Source organism: Pseudomonas triticifolii, assembly GCF_014358015.1.
Classification (GTDB): Bacteria; Pseudomonadota; Gammaproteobacteria; order Pseudomonadales; family Pseudomonadaceae; genus Aquipseudomonas; species Aquipseudomonas triticifolii.
Window position 1 is genome coordinate 23355 of the sequence record NZ_JACONV010000019.1, and the last position, 19051, is coordinate 42405.

Below are 19051 nucleotides of genomic sequence, written 5' to 3' on the forward strand. Positions count from 1 at the left end.
GCCAAGCCGTAACGGCTTTTGCCGACTAGTAACTGTTAATCGCCGGCGTTAAACCGTCAGCAGACCGAATCCTCTGATCGAGATACACAAGTGATCGAAAATCTACGCAACATCGCCATCATCGCCCACGTTGACCATGGTAAGACCACCCTGGTAGACAAACTCCTGCGTCAATCCGGCACTCTGGAGCGCAACGAGCTCAACGACGAGCGCGTGATGGACTCCAACGACCAGGAAAAAGAGCGTGGTATTACCATTCTCGCGAAAAACACCGCGATCAACTGGAACGGCTACCACATCAACATCGTGGACACCCCGGGCCACGCCGACTTCGGTGGTGAAGTAGAGCGCGTGATGTCGATGGTCGACTCCGTGCTGCTGCTGGTCGACGCTCAGGACGGCCCTATGCCGCAGACCCGTTTCGTGACCAAGAAGGCTTTCGAAGCCGGCCTGCGTCCAATCGTGGTCATCAACAAGGTTGACCGTCCAGGCGCGCGTCCGGACTGGGTTCTGGACCAGATCTTCGACCTGTTCGACAACCTGGGCGCTACCGAAGAGCAACTGGACTTCCAGGTCGTCTACGCCTCGGCCATCAACGGCATCGCAGGTCTGGACCACAACGAAATGGCCGAAGACATGACCCCGCTGTACCAAGCGGTCGTCGATCACGTGCCTGCGCCGAAAGTTGACCGTGACGGTCCTTTCCAGATGCAGATTTCGGCACTGGACTACAACAGCTTCCTGGGCGTGATCGGTGTTGGCCGCATCGCTCGCGGTCGCGTCAAGCCGAACACCCCGGTTGTGGCGATCAGCGCTGACGGCAAGCGTCGCAACGGTCGTATCCTCAAGCTGATGGGTCACCACGGTCTGCACCGCATCGACGTCGAAGAAGCAGCTGCCGGCGACATCGTCTGCATCAGCGGCTTCGAAGAGCTGTTCATCTCCGACACCCTGTGCGACCCGACCGTCGTTGAAGCGATGAAGCCGCTGACCGTTGACGAGCCAACCGTTTCCATGACCTTCCAGGTCAACGACTCGCCATTCTGCGGTAAAGAAGGCAAGTTCGTGACGTCCCGTAACATCAAGGACCGTCTGGACAAGGAGCTGCTGTACAACGTTGCACTGCGCGTTGAAGAAGGCGACTCGGCTGACAAGTTCAAAGTATCCGGCCGTGGTGAGCTGCACCTCTCGGTACTGATCGAAACCATGCGTCGCGAAGGCTTCGAGCTGGCCCTGGGCCGTCCTGAAGTGATCATTCGTGAAGTCGACGGCGTCAAGCAAGAACCGTACGAAAACGTGACCATCGACATCCCTGAAGAATCGCAGGGCAAGGTCATGGAAGAGATGGGTCTGCGTAAAGGCGACCTGAGCAACATGGTGCCGGATGGCAAAGGCCGTGTGCGTCTGGAATACAACATCCCTGCTCGTGGTCTGATCGGTTTCCGTAACCAGTTCCTGACCCTGACCAACGGTGCTGGCATCCTGACCTCGATCTTCGATCGCTACGACACCGTGAAGTCGGGCCACATGTCCGGCCGTCAGAACGGCGTTCTGGTTTCGGTTGAAACCGGCAAGGCTTTGACCTACTCCCTGGAAACCCTGCAGGCGCGTGGCAAGCTGTTCGTTGAACACGGTCAGGAAATCTACAACGGCCAGATCGTTGGTCAGAACAGCCGTGACAACGACCTGGGCGTCAACCCTACCAAGGGCAAGAAGCTCGACAACATGCGTGCTTCGGGTAAAGACGAGACCATCGCTCTGGTTCCACCGGTCAAGTTCACCCTGGAACAGGCTCTGGAATACATCCAGGAAGACGAGCTGTGCGAAGTGACGCCGAAGTCCATCCGTCTTCGCAAGAAGATCCTGGACGAAAGCGAGCGTACCCGCGCTGCCAAGAAAGCCAAGGCTTGATACTTAGCCCTCGCTGAATGAAAACGCCCCCGGTCGAAAGGCCGGGGGCGTTTTTGTTTGTGTGGCTTTTATAAAGGCTTGATCGTGCTGACGTTCATTGCGCGTGCATGCTGCCGGGGCGCTCCGCGCCCCTTCAGCCGATCAATCAGAACTTGGGGACAGGCGCGCTGGTGGCGTTCTTCAGCGAGCCGCTTTCAGGGCGTACGACGGCTTTTGGCTTGTAGGCGCAATAGCCAGGGCGTGGGCCGATCTTGGGATGGTTGCGGCACGTGTCCGGGCGCTTCTCATAGATCGTGCACAGACGGCTCTTGCGATCCAGGTACAGGCAGTCGTTATTGCTCATGCGCTGCAAGGTGAAGATCTCGGACTTCTGGTTGTAGCGCTCGACGATCCCTTCCTTCTGCAACCGCTTGGCGATGTTCTTCGCAGGCTCACCGCGCTCGAAGTCATCGACGATGCCGATGCGGATCAGGTCCTTGATCTTCACTTCGACCGGCAGCGTGCAGCAGCTGGAGACACAGCCTCCACACATGTGGCTGGAGTACTTGGCCCAGGTATCGATGCGATCGAGTTCTGCGGCGGCGATCAAGGTGGGTTTCATTTGAGTTCAGACTTCCGGGTGAATCGGGCGCGCGATCATACCGGGCTCGAAGGTTTTTCAGTAAGTAAAAATTGTCGAGGCGACTGTCGGTCGTGCAGATATGTCTCACGGGTGGCAATCCCGGTGGGAGTGAGCTTGCTCACGAAGAGGCCGGCACATCCGCTGAAACAGGGTCGTTTGAACCATGGCTTTCGCGGACAAGTCCGCTCCCACGGAGTGTGCAGTTCACATCCCGGTGGGAGTGAGCTTGCTCACGAAGAGGCCGGCACATCCGCTGAAGCAGGGGCGTTTGAACGATGGCTTTCGCGGACAAGTCCGCTCCCACGGAGTGATCTGCACCCCAAAAGTTGGACACCCATCTGACTTCTTGGGGGCAGATCAGAGTGAAAACCGGTCCCGTCAGCCAGTGGGAGCGGACTTGTCCGCGAAGGCGTCAGTACATTCAGCCAAAGTGTGGAGCCTGAAACTCAGTCTTCGCGGACAAGTCCGCTCCCACGGAGTGCGCAGTTCACATCCCGGTGGGAGTGAGCCTGCTCACGAAGAGGCCGGTACATCCGCTGAAACAGGGGCGGCTGAACCATGGCTTTCGCGGACAAGTCCGCTCCCGCGGAGTGAGCAGTTCAATGCCCCGTGGGAGGCGGCTTGCCTCAGAACAAGTCGATCGGTGCCGACTCATCCGCTGGCAGCGGGCTGCCCGGCGCGCTGCCGCCGCCCAGTTCGTTGACGCTCGGCGGCGTGTCTTCGCTCTTGAACAGTTCGAAGAACGCATTTGGTGTACTCGGCGTTGCCGCGCGGCCGCTGACCGGGTCGACGCGCAAGCTGAGGATGCCATCCGGCTCTGCCTGCTGATGCGGCGGCTTGTCTTTCAGTGCGGCGCTCATGTAGTCCATCCAGATCGGCAGCGAGACCGTGCCGCCGAACTCGTGACGTCCCAGGCTTTCCGGCTGATCGAAACCGCTCCACACCGTGGTCACGTAATCTGCGTTGTAGCCGGAGAACCACGCATCCTTGGATTCGTTGGTCGTACCGGTCTTGCCTGCAATGTCAGGTCGGTTCATGGACAGTGCGCGACGCCCTGTACCGCGCTTGATCACGTCCTGCAGCATGCTGTTCAGGATGAACGTCGTGCGGCTGTCGACGATTCGCTCGGCCACGGCGGGTGCCTGAGGTTCGGCAGGTGCGTTCGAGGCGTTGGTCGTCAGGTCGGGGCTGTCGTGTACCGCAAAGGTCGACGTATCAGGCGCGGTCTTCACATCATGGGCCGGTACGCTGGGCGGGTTGGCCGCAAACAGGGTCTGGCCGTCGCGGTTCTCGATGGTCTGGATCAGGTAAGGGCTGACCTTGTAGCCGCCGTTGGCAAAGGCGCTCCAGCCCGTGGCGATTTCCATCGGGGTCAGCGTTGCGGTGCCCAGAGCCAGCGACAGGTTGCGCGGCAGGTCCTGCTTGGCGAAGCCGAAGCGGGTGATGTAGTCGATCGTGCTGTCCACGCCCAGTGCCTGCAGCAGGCGGATCGAAACCAGGTTGCGCGACTTGTACAGCGCTTCGCGCAGACGGATGGGGCCGAGGAACGTGTTGGTGTCGTTCTTCGGACGCCAGACCTTGTCCAGGTATTCATCGACGAACACGATAGGCGCGTCGTTCACCAGGCTCGACGCGGTGTAGCCGTTATCGAGTGCAGCACTATAAATGAATGGCTTGAAGCTCGAACCCGGCTGACGCTTGGCCTGCATGGCACGGTTGTAGTTGCTCTGCTCGAACGCGAAGCCGCCGACCAGTGCGCGAATGGCACCATTCTGCGGATCCAGTGACACCAGTGCGCTTTGCGCGACGGGAATTTGACTGAATTTGAGCGAGCCGTCGTCCTGGCGCAGCAGGCGAACCAGATCACCGACCTTGACTACATCGCCTGGCTGCTTCGGATTGGCGCCCAGGCTGTTGGTGTTCAGGTACGGGCGCGCCCACTTCATGGTGCTCCAGTCGACCGTTTCTTCTTTCTCGCCATTGCGCGTCAGCACGCGCAAGCCGGCCTTGTCGACCTGGGTCACGATGGCAGGCTCAAGGCCGTTGATCGTGCGTTGCCTGGTCAGTTCCTGAGCCCAGTTGGCGCGGGTCATGCCGGGGAAGCGGCTTTCCGGGCCGCGGTAGCCGTGGCGCTGATCGTAGTCGATCAGGCCGCGCTGGACGGCCTTGTTGGCGTCTTCCTGCAGGCCGCTTGGAACGGTCGTAGTAACGCGGAAACCCTCGGTGTAGGCGTCGCTGCCGTAACGACCGACCATTTCGGCGCGGGCCATTTCAGCGATATAAGGGGCGTTAACTTCAGGTGTCGGAACGTGATAGCTGGCGTTGAGTGGTTCGCTCAGAGCGGCCTGATAGGCAGTCTGGTCGATCTTGCCCAGACGGTACATGCGGCCCAGGATCCAGTCGCGGCGTTCCTTGGCGCGGGCCGGGTTGGCCAATGGGTTGAAACGTGACGGCGCCTTGGGTAAACCGGCAATCATGGCCATTTGCGCAAGACTTACATCGCGAATCGATTTGCCGTAGTAGACTTGCGCCGCCGCCTCGATGCCATAGGCCCGGTTGCCCAGATAGATCTTGTTCACGTACAGCTCAAGAATCTCGTCCTTGGTGAGTTGGCGCTCGATTTGCAAGGCGAGAAGAATCTCGGTGGTTTTGCGTGAAAAGCTTCTTTCGCTGGTCAGGAAAAAGTTTTTCGCGACCTGCATCGTGATGGTACTGCCGCCTGATTGAATGTGGCCGCTCTTCACCAGTTGTGTGGCGGCGCGCATCAGGCTGCTGGGATCGACGCCGTAGTGATTGGCGAAATTGTCGTCTTCGGCCGATAACAGTGCGTTGATGAAGTTGGGCGGGATCTCGGCGAAGCGAATAGGGGTGCGGCGCATCTCGCCAAACTCGGCGATCAGCTTGCCGTCGCTGCTGTAAACGCGCAGGGGAATTTGCAGTTGGATGCTTCGCAGCGCCTCAACGGATGGCAGAGTGGGACTCAGATAAAGGAACGCGCCACTCAGGCCGAGCAGCAGCGAGCAGAATACCGCGACGAGAGACCACCAGAAAAACTTCAGCAGGCGTATCAAGGCTTTTGGATTTCCAGAAAAAATAATAGGTTAAGCGCAGGCATTTACAAATGAACACGCCTTGAAGCTTTCTCAAACGAAAAAAACGCTGGGCATTATAAGCATTTTTCGTCCCCAAGCGTGATTTGCGCTACTGTCAAGGCTGCCGACAGTGACGTCGACCCGAAATAACTCCGTAAGTGACGGAAACTCATAGGAATCAGGTTGTGTTCGAACTCTTCAGTAAGAAGGCCAACACCCTTCTAGGGATCGATATTAGCTCCACCTCGGTAAAACTCCTTGAATTGAGTCGCTCCGGAAATCGCTACAAAGTCGAGTCTTACGCCGTCGAGCCGCTGCCTGCCAATGCCGTGGTCGAGAAGAACATTGCCGAGCTCGAAGGGGTCGGCCAGGCGCTGTCACGGGTTATCGTGAAGGCCAAGACCAGCGCCAGAATCGTGGCGGTGGCCGTGGCAGGTTCCGCGGTCATCACCAAGACCATCGAGATGGATGCCGGCCTGTCGGACGACGACATGGAGAACCAGCTCAAGCTCGAAGCCGACCAATACATTCCCTATCCGCTGGAAGAAGTCGCCATCGATTTCGAGGTGCAGGGCTATTCGGTGCGCAACCCCGAGCGTGTCGAGGTGCTGCTGGCGGCCTGTCGCAAGGAGAACGTCGAAGTTCGCGAGGCCGCGCTGGCATTGGCCGGGCTGACCGCGCGCGTCGTCGACGTCGAGGCTTATGCGCTGGAACGTTCGTTCGGCCTGCTGGCGACGCAATTGGGCAATGGCCATGACGAGCTGACCGTCGCTGTCGTCGACATCGGCGCGACCATGACCACCCTGAGCGTACTGCACCACGGCCGCATCATTTATACCCGCGAGCAACTGTTTGGCGGGCGACAGCTGACGGATGAGATCCAGCGGCGCTATGGCCTTTCGATGGAAGAAGCCGGCCTTGCGAAAAAGCAGGGCGGCCTGCCTGACGATTACGTCAGCGAGGTGCTGGAACCTTTCAAGGATGCATTGGTGCAACAGGTCTCGCGTTCCCTGCAGTTCTTCTTCGCGGCAGGTCAGTACAACTCTGTGGATCACATCATGCTGGCAGGCGGCACGGCTTCGATTTCAGGGCTTGAACATTTGATTCAGCGTCGTCTTGGCACGCCGACCCAGGTAGCCAACCCGTTTGCTGACATGGCACTGAGTTCCAAGGTCAATGCCGGTGCGCTGGCCAGCGATGCACCAGCCTTGATGATCGCGTGCGGTCTGGCTTTGAGGAGCTTTGACTGATGGCACGGATCAACTTACTGCCCTGGCGTGAAGAATTACGCGAAGAACGAAAGAAGCGTTTCCTGACCGCACTGGTCGGCGTGCTTGTGATCTCTGTCGGGATTCTGTTCCTGATTGATCGTTTCGTCAGCGCAGCCATCGACCAGCAGTTGGCGCGCAATGCCTTTTTGCAGAAAGAGGTTGCGCTGGTCGACACCCGCATCAAGGAGATCGGCGATCTGAAAGCGCGTCGCAAACAGCTGCTGGAGCGTATGAAAATCATCCAGGACCTGCAGGGCAACCGTCCCGTCACAGGTCGGGTGTTCGACCAGCTGGCTCGTACGCTGCCCGATGGCGTGTATTTCTCAGAAGTCAAAATGACCGACAAAATGATCGCCATCACCGGCGCTGCCGAATCCAACAACCGTGTCTCGGACCTCATGCGCAACCTTGAAGCCTCCGACTGGCTGGAGGCACCGAGCCTGACTGAAGTGAAGGCCACTACGGCTGGCGCTGTCGATCAGGCGAACGTCTTTCAGCTGACCGTGCGCCAGACCCAGCCTCAGGCTGCTGCCGAAGGAGCCAGGCCATGAGCATGACCGAATGGCTGGAAGGGCTTCGCAAGGTCGACATCAACGAGCTTGACCTGAGCAACATGGGTTCATGGCCAGCTGCGGTGAAGGCCATTTCAGGCATGCTGGTTGCGGTGTTGATCTTCGCACTGGGCTATTTCCTGTTTATTCAGGACCTGGAAGCCCAACTGACGGGTGCGCAGGCAAGCGAAGCTTCGCTCAAGGAGCAGTTCACCACCAAGGCGTTCCAGGCTGCGAACCTTGAGCCCTACAAGAAACAGATGGAAGAGATGGAAAACACCTTCGGTGCCCTGCTGCGGCAACTGCCCAGCGACACCGAAGTGCCGGGCCTGCTCGAAGACATCACGCGAACCGGGCTGGGAAGCGGCCTGGAGTTCGAGGAAATCAAGCTGTTGCCCGAAGCCGTCCAGCAGTTCTATATCGAATTGCCGATACAGATCACCGTGGTGGGTGGTTATCACGATCTTGCGACCTTCGTCAGCGGCGTGGCCAGCCTGCCGCGGATCGTGACGCTGCATGATTTCGACATCAAACCGGTTGATCCCAAGGTGTCCGGCAAGCTGCGCATGAGCATCCTGGCCAAGACCTACCGCTACAACGATGAAGGGCTGAAGAAATGAGGGTGGCGCGTATGTTGTGCGTCAGTGCGGCCCTGACAGGGCTGGCCGGCTGTGGCGGTGACAAGGATTTTGCCGATCTGAGCGAGTTCGTGGCTCAGGCCCAGGCGCGTCCCAGCGGCACCATCGAGGCGTTGCCCAAGTTTCGGGCGTATGAAGCGTTCACCTATAACGCGGCGAGCCTGCGCAGTCCGTTTCAGCCAGCCATCAAGCTGGATATGCTCAACCGTCAGAAGGGTTCGCGGCTGGTCGCGCCGGATCTGAACCGGGTCAGGCAGTTCCTTGAAGGATTCAATATCGAAGCGTTCGAGATGGTCGGGACCATCGGTAACGAGTCGGGTACGTTCGCCTTGCTGCGCGGAGCCGGAGGGGTTCACCGGGTCAAGGTGGGAGATTACATAGGTCGTAATAACGGCCGGATTGTGTCGGTCAGCGATGCGCAGGTCGATGTGATTGAAATTGTTCCTGATGGAGAGGGGGCCTGGCTTGAAAGGCCGCGCAGTATTTCCCTCAAAGAACGCTCATGAAGTGGGCAAGGCCAAGCATGCAAAGCACCGCACAACGGAAATTGATCATGACCCGGATTCTCTCGATTATCGGCGTGTCGTTATGGATAGCGATGATGTCGCCGGTTCTCCAGGCGGCCAACCTCAAGACCCTGGACGTTGCTGCGCTGCCGGGTGACCGGATCGAGCTCAAGCTTGCATTCGATTCGCCGGTGCCAGCCCCGCGTGGCTACACGACCGAGCAGCCGGCGCGCATTGCGCTGGACCTGCCAGGCGTGACCAGTCAGCTTGCAACCAAAAGCCGTGATCTGGGTGCGGGCAACGCACGCAGCGTGGTCGTGGTTCAGGCACAGGATCGTACGCGGGTCATCATCAACCTGACGTCGCTGTCGCCGTACAGCTCGCGGGTCGAAGGCAATAATCTGTTCGTGGTGATCGGTCAGGGCGCCGCTGCCGCCCAGGCCTCGCAGCCCAGTACCGCCAAGGGCGCTGTCAGGGTTGCAGTACCACCGCCCACGCCAGCTTCTGCGCGGCCTTATGTGCCTGCCGGTGCGCGGGCCATTCGCAACGTCGACTTCCAGCGCGGTGAGCTGGGCGAAGGCAATGTGATCATCGACTTGAGTAACGCCAGCATCGCGCCGGACATTCAGGAGCAGGGCGGCAAGATCCGTGTGGACTTTGCCAAGACCCAGTTGCCCGATCCACTGCGTGTGCGCCTGGACGTCAAGGATTTCGCCACCCCGGTGCAGTTCGTGAGCGCCACCGCCTCGGGCGACAAGGCGAGCATCTCCATCGAGCCGTCCGGTGCGTTCGACTATTCGGCCTTCCAGACCGAAAACAAGCTGACCATCAGTGTGCGTCCATTGACCAATGAGGACGTGGACCGACGTGCCGCCGACAAGCCGGTGTATACCGGCGAAAAGCTGTCACTCAACTTTCAGGACATCGACGTGCGTTCGGTGCTGCAGTTGATCGCCGATTTCACCAACCTCAATCTGGTTGCCAGTGACACGGTTCAGGGCGGCATCACCCTGCGACTGCAGAACGTGCCGTGGGATCAGGCGCTGGACCTGGTGCTCAAGACCAAAGGGCTGGACAAGCGCAAGGTCGGTAGCGTGTTGCTGGTCGCGCCCGCCGACGAGATTGCCGCCCGTGAGCGTCAGGAGCTGGAATCGCTCAAGCAGATTGCCGAGCTGGCACCGCTACGCCGCGAACTGCTGCAGGTCAACTACGCCAAGGCAGGCGACATCGCCAAGCTGTTTCAGTCGGTCACCAGTGCCGAGTCCAAGACCGACGAGCGCGGTTCCATCACCGTGGATGAGCGTACCAACAACATCATTGCCTACCAGACTCAGGACCGTCTGGACGAGTTGCGCCGCATTGTGTCGCAACTCGACATTCCGGTACGTCAGGTCATGATCGAGGCGCGCATCGTCGAGGCCAACGTCGACTATGACAAGCAGATCGGCGTGCGCTGGGGCGGTCGGACCGATCGGTCTCGCAAGTGGAGCATTGGCGGTCTCGATGATAACGGCGATGAAGCAGGCAATACGGGGAACGACCTGACCGCGAATATTCCTTTCGTGGATCTGGGGGCACCCGATGCCACGGCTGGCGTTGGCATCGGCTTTCTGACCAATAACGCACTGCTTGACCTTGAACTCAGTGCGATGGAAAAAACCGGTAACGGCGAAATCGTCTCCCAGCCCAAGGTCGTGACCTCTGACAAGGAAACCGCCAAGATCCTCAAGGGCACGGAGATTCCGTATCAGGAATCCAGCTCGAGCGGTGCCACGACCGTGAGCTTCAAGGAAGCTTCCCTGTCGCTGGAAGTCACCCCGCAGATCACCCCGGACAACCGCATCATCATGGAGGTCAAGGTCACCAAGGATGAGCCCGACTACCTCAATGCCGTGCTGGGTGTGCCGCCGATCAAGAAAAACGAGGTCAACGCCAAGGTGCTGATTTCCGACGGCGAGACGATCGTGATTGGTGGTGTGTTCTCCAATACGCAAAGTAAAGTTGTAGAGAAAGTGCCATTTCTCGGTGATGTGCCGTATCTTGGCCGCCTTTTCAGGCGCGACGTGGTATCAGAGGCAAAATCCGAGCTGTTGGTATTTCTGACACCGCGTATCATGAACAACCAGGCGATTGCTGTGAGTCGTTGATTCTGTGCGAAATTTAATACTTGTGGGGCCGATGGGTGCTGGCAAGAGCACCATCGGCCGTTTGCTTGCCAAAGAGTTGCGACTGCCGTTCAAGGATTCCGACAAGGAAATCGAGCTGCGTACGGGCGCCAATATTCCCTGGATTTTCGACAAGGAAGGCGAGCCGGGCTTTCGCGACCGTGAGCAGGCCATGATTGCCGAACTGTGCGAGGCCGACGGCGTTGTCCTGGCAACGGGCGGCGGTGCAGTCATGCGCAGCGAAAATCGTCAGGCGCTGCATGCAGGCGGGCGCGTGGTGTACCTGCACGCCTCCGTCGAACAGCAAGTGGGTCGTACGGCGCGTGATCGCAATCGTCCGTTGCTGCGCACGGCAGACCCGGCCCGGGTGCTGGGTGAATTGCTGGCGATTCGTGACCCGTTGTATAGGGAGATCGCCGATCTGGTGGTCGAAACCGATGAACGGCCGCCCCGTATGGTGGTTCTGGATATTCTGGCGCGTCTGGCCGAGCTTCCTCCCCGTTAAAGCGCGGCCAAAAATGCGCTATCCTCGGCGACCATTAAAAACAGTGATGGTGCAGGCTCCCGGAGCATGGCTGTCCTGACGCACGCAAGCGTGCAACCGCCCAACCCGTAATCAATGTGGGGACACATGCAGACACTTAAGGTCGAGCTTGGTGAACGTAGCTATCCGATCCATATCGGCGAAGGCCTTCTGGATCGGCTTGAGCTGCTGGCCCCGCACATCGTCGGGCGTCAGGTGGCAATCGTGTCCAACACGACAGTGGCGCCTCTCTATCTGGAGCGACTGACCCGCACGCTGGCGGGTTACAACGTGCTGCCGATCGTGCTGCCCGATGGCGAGGCATTCAAGAACTGGGAAACCCTGCAGACCATTTTCGACGGCCTGCTGACGGCTCGTCATGATCGTCGTACTACCGTGATCGCGCTGGGCGGCGGTGTGATCGGCGACATGGCCGGGTTTGCGGCCGCGTGTTACCAGCGCGGCGTGAACTTCATTCAGATCCCGACCACCCTGTTGTCACAGGTGGATTCGTCGGTGGGGGGCAAGACCGGTATCAACCACCCGCTGGGCAAGAACATGGTGGGCGCGTTCTACCAGCCAGGTGTCGTGCTGATCGACACCACGTCGCTCAATACCCTGCCTGCGCGTGAGCTGTCCGCCGGGCTTGCCGAAGTCATCAAATACGGACTGATCTGCGATGAGCCATTCCTGACCTGGCTCGAAGAGCATGTCGACGCCTTGCGCGGGCTCGATCAGGCTGCGCTGACCACGGCTATCGAGCGCTCCTGCGCGGCCAAGGCGCTGGTGGTGGGGGCCGATGAGCGCGAGTCGGGTATCAGGGCGACCTTGAACCTGGGTCACACATTCGGTCACGCCATCGAGACGCATATGGGCTATGGTGTCTGGCTGCACGGCGAAGCGGTTGCTGCCGGTACGGTCATGGCGCTGGAAATGTCTTCACGCCTGGGCTGGATCAGTACGCAGGAACGCGACCGAGGCATCCGGCTGTTTCAGCGGGCCGGACTGCCCGTGGTGCCACCACAGGACATGACCGAGGCGCATTTCCTCGAGCATATGGCTATCGACAAGAAAGTCATCGACGGACGCCTGCGGCTGGTGCTGCTGCGTCGGATGGGTGAAGCGGTTATCACGGACGATTATCCAAAAGAAGTATTACAGGCCACCCTGGTTGCGGATTACCGCGCCCTGGTGGATCAGCTTAGAGGTTAACGGAATACCCATGACTAGTTTGCACGCCGACGAGGCCTTCCTCGGCCATTACCAGTTGAGTCATGACCCCTTTGCAGCGCGGGTACCTGGCTTCAAATTTTTCCCTGCCCAGCGCAAACCCGTGCTGGGACAGTTGCACCACCTGGCGCGTTACAGCCAGTTGCTGCTGGCAGTCACCGGGCCTCAGGGCAGCGGCAAGACCCTGCTGCGCCAGGCGTTGGTGGCAAGCACCAACAAACAATCGGTTCAGAGCGTGGTCGTTTCCGCACGCGGCGCCAGTGATGCAGCCGGTGTGCTGCAGCAGGTTGCCCAGGCGCTGATTGTTGCCCAGGCCGAAATGCAGCCGATCCTGTCGCAGGTCGTTCAGCTCGGGCTGACCGGTCAGGAAGTGTATTTGCTGGTTGACGATGCGGAACAACTTGGCGATTCGGCGCTCGAAGCGTTGCTGGGGCTTGCTGCGGGTACGCCGGAAGGGCGTCCGCATGTGTTCCTGTTTGGCGAGCCATCGCTGCTCGACCGTCTCGATCAGCTGTGTGCCGACATGCAGGGTGACGTCGAAGGCGAACGCTTTCACGTCATCGAGCTGCAACCTTATACGGAAGAAGAAACCCGGGAATATCTGGCTCAGCGTCTGGAGGGTGCAGGGCAGGGAATCGCATTGTTTACTGCCGACCAGATCACCGATATCCATGAACAGTCCGATGGCTGGCCTGGGGCGATCAACCAGGTGGCCCGCGATTCAATGATCGAGGCGATGATCGCAAGTCGTTCTGCGGTCAAGCGTCCAAGTGTGGGGTTCAACATGCCGAAAAAACACGTATTGGCTCTGGGTGCCGTCGTTATCGTAGCCGTGGCAGCAGCTGTGCTGATCCCGGGTCGTGGCGACAAGACCGGCACACCGGCCAATGCCCCTGCTTCTGCCCAGGCACAACTGCCTCTGGGTCAGGGCACGCCATCTGCTCAGCAGTCGAACAATGGTGGTCCGGCCATCGAGTTCGCGGGCAATTCACAGCCAATGCCGTTGCCGCTGGTCGGTAACTCGCAGCCTGTCATGCGCGGCCCGCTGGCCGAGGCAGCAGGCTCGGGTGATACAGACGAAGACGCAGTGCCGATGGGTTCGCCTGCTCAGCCTGCAACCGTGACCACCACTGCGCCGCCTGCTGGCGTTCCTGCTGGCCAGGCTGCGCCGCAGACGCCGCGTTCGTCCATTCCAGCACCAACACCGGCAGTGCCTGCCGCGCCGGTCGCCAAGCCTGCACCTGCGCCGACTCAGGTGGCCACCGCCAAGCCAGCGCCAGCTGCTGCCGCCAAGCCTGCCGAAAAACCGGCTGCTGCCAAGCCTGCGGCCGGTGGTAACTGGTACAGCGGTCAGGCTCCAGGCCACTACGTGGTGCAGATCCTCGGCACCAGCTCCGAAGCCACCGCTCAGGCCTACGTTGCGGAGCAGGGCGGCGAATACCGTTACTTCAAGAAAACCCTGCAGGGCAAGCCGCTGTATGTGGTGACTTACGGTAATTTTTCTGACCGTGCTGCCGCCCTGGCAGCCATCAAGGTATTGCCAGCCAAGGTTCAGGCTGGTAAACCTTGGCCTCGTACTGTCGCCAGCATCCAACAAGAGCTTGGCGCCACTCGCTGAAGTCGCAGCGGCCCTATCCGGGCCGCTCACCCGGCAAACCTGACTTTACCCGCTTGAGCGCGCCGCCTTTTCGGGGCGCGCCTTGTGGCGTCTGCGTTACAAACGCTCCGCAGTCTCAGTCGCTTCAGTCAGATTCTTCAAGAAATACTTTGACTACCACAGCGACCCGCTTTAAAACTTTCATAATTGCGACATTGATTATCCACCAATCGTCGTTAAATTTGTGAGCCCCAGTATCGCTGTGTACAATGACCTCCGTTTTGCCTGTCCGAAGCTGGCGTACGTTCGGCGTGTCAGGTAATTGGTTGAATTAAAAGGAAATTTGCCTCGCATAGAGGCAGCCTGGTGAGAAAGTGTCTATGAAAGCAGGTCTGTACCAACCAGATGAATTCAAGGATAACTGTGGTTTCGGCCTGATCGCACATATGCAAGGCGAGCCCAGTCATCACCTGTTGCAGACGGCTATCCAAGCCCTGACCTGCATGACCCACCGCGGCGGTATCAACGCCGACGGCAAGACCGGTGACGGTTGTGGTCTGTTGATTCAGAAGCCCGACGGCTTCCTGCGCGCGATGGCCAAGGATCACTTCGGCGTCGATTTGCCCCGCCAATATGCCGTGGGCATGGTGTTCCTCAATCAGGACGACGCCAGGGCCGATGCGGCCCGTGAAAACATGAACCGCGAAATCCTGGCCGAAGGCCTGGATCTGGTGGGCTGGCGTCAGGTGCCGATCGACACCAGCGTGCTGGGCCGTCTCGCGCTTGAGCGCCTGCCGAAGATCGAGCAGGTCTACATCGGCGGTGAAGGCCTGAGCGATCAGGAATTCGCGATCAAGCTGTTCAGCGCCCGCCGTCGCTCGTCGGTTGCCAACGCGGCGGACACCGACCATTACATCTGCAGCTTTTCGCACAAGACCATTATTTATAAAGGTCTGATGATGCCGGCCGACCTCACGGCCTTCTTCCCGGACCTGAGCGACGAGCGCCTGCAAACCGCAATCTGCGTGTTCCACCAGCGCTTCTCGACCAACACCCTGCCGAAATGGCCGCTGGCTCAGCCTTTCCGCTTCCTCGCCCACAACGGCGAGATCAACACCATTACCGGTAACCGCAACTGGGCCCAGGCGCGCCGCACCAAGTTCACCAACGACCTGATGGAACTGGACGAGCTGGGGCCGCTGGTCAACCGTGTCGGTTCCGACTCATCGAGCATGGACAACATGCTGGAGCTGATGGTGACTGGCGGCATCGACCTGTTCCGTGGCGTGCGCATGATCATTCCGCCTGCGTGGCAGAACGTTGAAACCATGGACCCGGACCTGCGGGCGTTCTATGAGTACAACTCCATGCACATGGAGCCGTGGGACGGCCCGGCCGGTGTCGTGATGACCGAAGGTCGCCACGCAGTCTGCCTGCTCGACCGTAACGGCCTGCGCCCGGCGCGCTGGGTCACCACCAAGAACGGTTACATCACCCTGGCTTCGGAAATCGGCGTCTGGGACTACAAGCCTGAAGATGTTATCGCCAAGGGCCGCGTCGGTCCGGGCCAGATTTTCGCGGTCGATACCGAGACCGGCCAGATCCTCGACACCGACGCCATCGACAACCGCCTCAAGTCGCGTCATCCGTACAAGCAGTGGCTGCGCAAGAACGCTTTGCGTATCCAGGCGACCATGGAAGACAACGACCACGGTTCGGCTTTCTATAACAGCGACCAGCTCAAGCAGTACATGAAGATGTACCAGGTCACGTTCGAAGAGCGTGATCAGGTGCTGCGTCCGCTGGGCGAGCAGGGTCAGGAAGCCGTGGGTTCGATGGGTGACGACACGCCGATGGCCGTGCTGTCGCGTCGCGTACGTTCGCCTTACGACTACTTCCGTCAGCAGTTCGCGCAGGTCACCAACCCGCCGATCGACCCGCTGCGCGAAGCCATCGTCATGTCGCTGGAAATCTGCCTCGGTGCCGAGCGCAACATTTTCCAGGAGTCGCCTGAGCACGCTTCGCGCGTGATCCTCAGCTCGCCAGTCATTTCTCCGGCCAAGTGGCGCTCGCTGATGAACCTGGAGCGTCCGGGTTTCGAGCGCTACATTATCGACCTGAACTACGACGAGCAGATGGGCCTTGAAGCCGCTGTGCGCAACGTCGCTGACCAGGCCGAAGAAGCCGTGCGTTCCGGTCATACCCTGATCGTGCTGAGCGATCGCCACATTGCACCGGGTAAGCTGCCGGTCCACGCCTCGCTGGCGGTTGGCGCGGTTCACCACCGCCTGACCGAGCAGGGTCTGCGTTGCGACAGCAACATTCTGGTTGAGACCGCGACCGCCCGTGATCCGCATCACTTCGCGGTGCTGATCGGTTTCGGTGCCTCGGCGGTCTATCCGTTCCTGGCCTACGAAGTGCTGGGCGACCTGATCCGCACGGGCGAAGTGCTGGGCGATCTGTACGAAGTCTTCAAGAACTACCGCAAAGGCATCACCAAGGGCCTGCTCAAGATCCTGTCCAAGATGGGCATCTCGACCGTTGCTTCCTACCGTGGTGCGCAGCTGTTCGAAGCCATCGGCCTGTCTGAGGAAGTCTGCAACACCAGCTTCCGTGGCGTGCCGAGCCGTCTCAAAGGCGCACGTTTCGTCGACCTGGAAGCCGAGCAGAAAGCCCTGGCTGCCGAAGCCTGGAGCCCGCGCAAGCCGATCCAGCAAGGCGGTCTGCTCAAGTTCGTGTTCGGTGGCGAATACCACGCCTACAACCCGGACGTGGTCAGCACTCTGCAAGCAGCTGTACAGCAGGGCGACTACAGCAAATTCAAGGAATACACCTCGCTGGTGGACAAGCGTCCGGTGTCGATGATTCGCGACCTGCTGCAGGTCAAGACCCTCGACCAGCCGCTGAACATCGACGACATCGAGCCGCTGTCCGAGATCCTCAAGCGCTTCGACTCCGCGGGTATCTCGCTGGGCGCACTGTCGCCGGAAGCGCATGAAGCACTGGCCGAGGCCATGAACCGTCTGGGAGCTCGCTCCAACTCCGGTGAGGGCGGCGAAGACCCGGCGCGCTACGGCACCATCCGCAGCTCCAAGATCAAGCAGATCGCGACCGGTCGTTTCGGTGTAACTCCGGAATACCTGGTCAACGCCGACGTGCTGCAGATCAAGGTCGCCCAAGGCGCCAAGCCTGGCGAAGGCGGGCAATTGCCCGGTGGCAAGGTCAACGGTCTGATCGCCAAGCTGCGCTACGCAGTGCCGGGCGTGACCCTGATTTCGCCGCCGCCGCACCATGACATCTATTCCATCGAAGACTTGTCGCAGCTGATTTTCGACCTCAAGCAGGTCAACCCGGCGGCGCTGGTCTCGGTCAAGCTGGTGGCTGAGGCGGGCGTCGGAACGATTGCGGCCGGTGTCGCCAAGGCCTACGCTGACCTGATCACCATTTCCGGCTATGACGGCGGCACCGGTGCTTCTCCGCTGACCTCGATCAAATACGCGGGCGCGCCGTGGGAACTGGGCCTGGCTGAAACGCACCAGACCCTGCGCGGCAACGACCTGCGCGGCAAGGTCCGTGTGCAAACAGACGGCGGCCTGAAAACCGGCCTCGACGTGATCAAGGCGGCAATTCTGGGGGCCGAAAGCTTCGGCTTCGGGACCGCGCCAATGATCGCGCTGGGCTGCAAATACCTGCGTATCTGCCACCTGAACAACTGCGCCACCGGCGTCGCCACCCAGAACGAAAAGCTGCGCAAGGATCACTACATCGGCACCGTCGACATGGTGATCAACTTCTTCACCTACGTGGCTGAAGAGACCCGCGAGTGGCTGGCCAAACTGGGCGTGCGTTCGCTGGAAGAGCTGATCGGCCGTACCGACCTGCTCGAAATGCTGCCGGGCGAAACCGAGAAGCAGCAGCATCTGGACCTGACGCCATTGCTGGGCAGTGACCACATTCCGGCTGACAAGCCTCAGTTCAGTCTTGTGGATCGCAACCCGCCCTTCGACAAAGGGCTGTTGGCCGAGAAGATGGTCGAGCTGGCCAAACCGGCCATCGAAGCCCTCAGTGGCGGCGAGTACGAACTGGATATCTGCAACTGCGACCGTTCCATCGGCGCACGCATCTCCGGCGAAATCGCCCGCCTGCACGGCAATCAGGGCATGAACAAGGCTCCGATCACCTTCCGCTTCAAGGGCACTGCCGGTCAGAGCTTTGGTGTGTGGAACGCCGGCGGCCTGAACATGTACCTGGAAGGCGACGCCAACGACTACGTCGGCAAAGGCATGACCGCTGGCAAGCTGGTGATCGTGCCGCCCAAGGGCAGCCCGTTCAAGACCCACGAAAGTGCAATCATCGGCAATACCTGCCTGTACGGCGCGACCGGCGGCAAGCTGTTCGCGGCGGGCACTGCGGGCGAGCGTTTCGCAGTCCGTAACTCCGGTGCTCACACGGTTGTGGAAGGCACTGGCGACCACTGCTGTGAATACATGACAGGTGGTTTCGTCTGCGTACTCGGCAAGACCGGCTACAACTTCGGTTCCGGCATGACAGGCGGTTTCGCCTACGTGCTTGATCAGGACAACACGTTCGTTGACCGCGTGAACCACGAGCTGGTTGAAATCCAGCGCATCAGCGGCGAGGCGATGGAGGCTTATCGCACTCACCTGCAGAGCGTTCTGGACGAGTATGTCGCGGAAACCGACAGTGAATGGGGTCGCAACCTCGCGGAAAACCTGGACGACTACCTGCGTCGCTTCTGGCTGGTCAAGCCCAAGGCTGCCAACCTGAAGTCGCTGCTCTCCAGCACCCGGGCGAACCCGCAATAAGCGCAACTGCACGCGGCGTGTTTCACGCCGCACGACCACAGCAGTGCGCGAATGCCTGCGAACATGATTTCCTGCAGCTTCAGGGTCATAGCCTGAAGCTGTCGTGTAGAGGTTCTAGA

The 19051-nt window shown here is 60.0% G+C and carries 12 protein-coding genes; 10 read left to right on the forward strand and 2 right to left on the reverse strand.

What is annotated here, in order from left to right; all coding sequences use genetic code 11:
- The first annotated feature begins 90 nt into the window (after positions 1-90).
- Entirely contained in the window at positions 91-1911 is a 1821-nt protein-coding gene (typA, locus tag H8S56_RS19635; RefSeq protein WP_024685742.1) for a translational GTPase TypA, read from the forward strand.
- 145 nt (positions 1912-2056) lie between these two features.
- Here typA and H8S56_RS19640 read toward each other — a convergent pair whose 3' ends face one another.
- Positions 2057-2512 carry a YkgJ family cysteine cluster protein gene (locus H8S56_RS19640; protein WP_024685741.1) on the reverse strand — a complete coding sequence of 152 codons (456 nt, stop codon included), beginning with the start codon at positions 2510-2512 and terminating at the stop codon, positions 2057-2059.
- A gap of 647 nt (positions 2513-3159) precedes the next feature.
- Entirely contained in the window at positions 3160-5601 is a 2442-nt protein-coding gene (locus H8S56_RS19645; RefSeq protein WP_408003837.1) for a penicillin-binding protein 1A, read from the reverse strand.
- A gap of 209 nt (positions 5602-5810) precedes the next feature.
- On the opposite strand from H8S56_RS19645, the gene H8S56_RS19650 reads away from it, so the two are divergent.
- From H8S56_RS19650 to gltB, 9 genes are all read left to right on the forward strand, one after another.
- Positions 5811-6875 (forward strand): pilus assembly protein PilM, encoded by a 1065-nt coding sequence (locus H8S56_RS19650; RefSeq protein ID WP_024689062.1) that lies wholly within the window; start codon positions 5811-5813, stop codon positions 6873-6875.
- The gene (locus tag H8S56_RS19655; protein ID WP_024689063.1) at positions 6875-7447 is read left to right on the forward strand and encodes a PilN domain-containing protein; all 573 of its coding nucleotides are present in this window, start codon (positions 6875-6877) and stop codon (positions 7445-7447) included. The genes H8S56_RS19650 and H8S56_RS19655 overlap by 1 nt, the downstream gene beginning before the upstream one ends.
- Positions 7444-8067, forward strand: coding sequence for a type 4a pilus biogenesis protein PilO (pilO, locus tag H8S56_RS19660; RefSeq protein WP_024696158.1), 624 nt, complete (start codon positions 7444-7446; stop codon positions 8065-8067). The genes H8S56_RS19655 and pilO overlap by 4 nt, the downstream gene beginning before the upstream one ends.
- Positions 8064-8591, forward strand: coding sequence for a pilus assembly protein PilP (locus H8S56_RS19665; protein ID WP_024689065.1), 528 nt, complete (start codon positions 8064-8066; stop codon positions 8589-8591). Before pilO ends, H8S56_RS19665 begins: the two co-directional genes overlap by 4 nt.
- A 47-nt stretch (positions 8592-8638) precedes the next feature.
- Positions 8639-10738, forward strand: a complete 2100-nt coding sequence (gene pilQ, locus H8S56_RS19670; RefSeq protein ID WP_024689066.1) for a type IV pilus secretin PilQ — start codon at positions 8639-8641, stop codon at positions 10736-10738.
- Positions 10739-10742: 4 nt separating this feature from the next.
- Entirely contained in the window at positions 10743-11261 is a 519-nt protein-coding gene (gene aroK, locus H8S56_RS19675; protein WP_004882714.1) for a shikimate kinase AroK, read from the forward strand.
- Positions 11262-11387: 126 nt separating this feature from the next.
- Positions 11388-12491 carry a 3-dehydroquinate synthase gene (gene aroB / locus H8S56_RS19680; RefSeq protein ID WP_024689067.1) on the forward strand — a complete coding sequence of 368 codons (1104 nt, stop codon included), beginning with the start codon at positions 11388-11390 and terminating at the stop codon, positions 12489-12491.
- Positions 12492-12501: 10 nt separating this feature from the next.
- Positions 12502-14127, forward strand: coding sequence for an SPOR domain-containing protein (locus H8S56_RS19685; RefSeq protein WP_187519559.1), 1626 nt, complete (start codon positions 12502-12504; stop codon positions 14125-14127).
- A 359-nt stretch (positions 14128-14486) separates the two neighbouring features.
- Positions 14487-18932 (forward strand): glutamate synthase large subunit, encoded by a 4446-nt coding sequence (gene gltB / locus H8S56_RS19690; RefSeq protein WP_187519560.1) that lies wholly within the window; start codon positions 14487-14489, stop codon positions 18930-18932.
- Positions 18933-19051: the final 119 nt, after the last annotated feature.

Excerpts from the sequence above, each read along its gene's own strand:
- H8S56_RS19640 (WP_024685741.1), bottom strand. The coding sequence starts at position 2,512 with ATGAAACCCACCTTGATCGCCGCCGCAGAACTCGATCGCATCGATACC.
- H8S56_RS19655 (WP_024689063.1), top strand. The coding sequence starts at position 6,875 with ATGGCACGGATCAACTTACTGCCCTGGCGTGAAGAATTACGCGAAGAA.
- pilO (WP_024696158.1), top strand. The coding sequence starts at position 7,444 with ATGAGCATGACCGAATGGCTGGAAGGGCTTCGCAAGGTCGACATCAAC.
- H8S56_RS19665 (WP_024689065.1), top strand. The coding sequence starts at position 8,064 with ATGAGGGTGGCGCGTATGTTGTGCGTCAGTGCGGCCCTGACAGGGCTG.
- pilQ (WP_024689066.1), top strand. The coding sequence starts at position 8,639 with ATGACCCGGATTCTCTCGATTATCGGCGTGTCGTTATGGATAGCGATG.
- aroB (WP_024689067.1), top strand. The coding sequence starts at position 11,388 with ATGCAGACACTTAAGGTCGAGCTTGGTGAACGTAGCTATCCGATCCAT.
- H8S56_RS19685 (WP_187519559.1), top strand. The coding sequence starts at position 12,502 with ATGACTAGTTTGCACGCCGACGAGGCCTTCCTCGGCCATTACCAGTTG.
- gltB (WP_187519560.1), top strand. The coding sequence starts at position 14,487 with ATGAAAGCAGGTCTGTACCAACCAGATGAATTCAAGGATAACTGTGGT.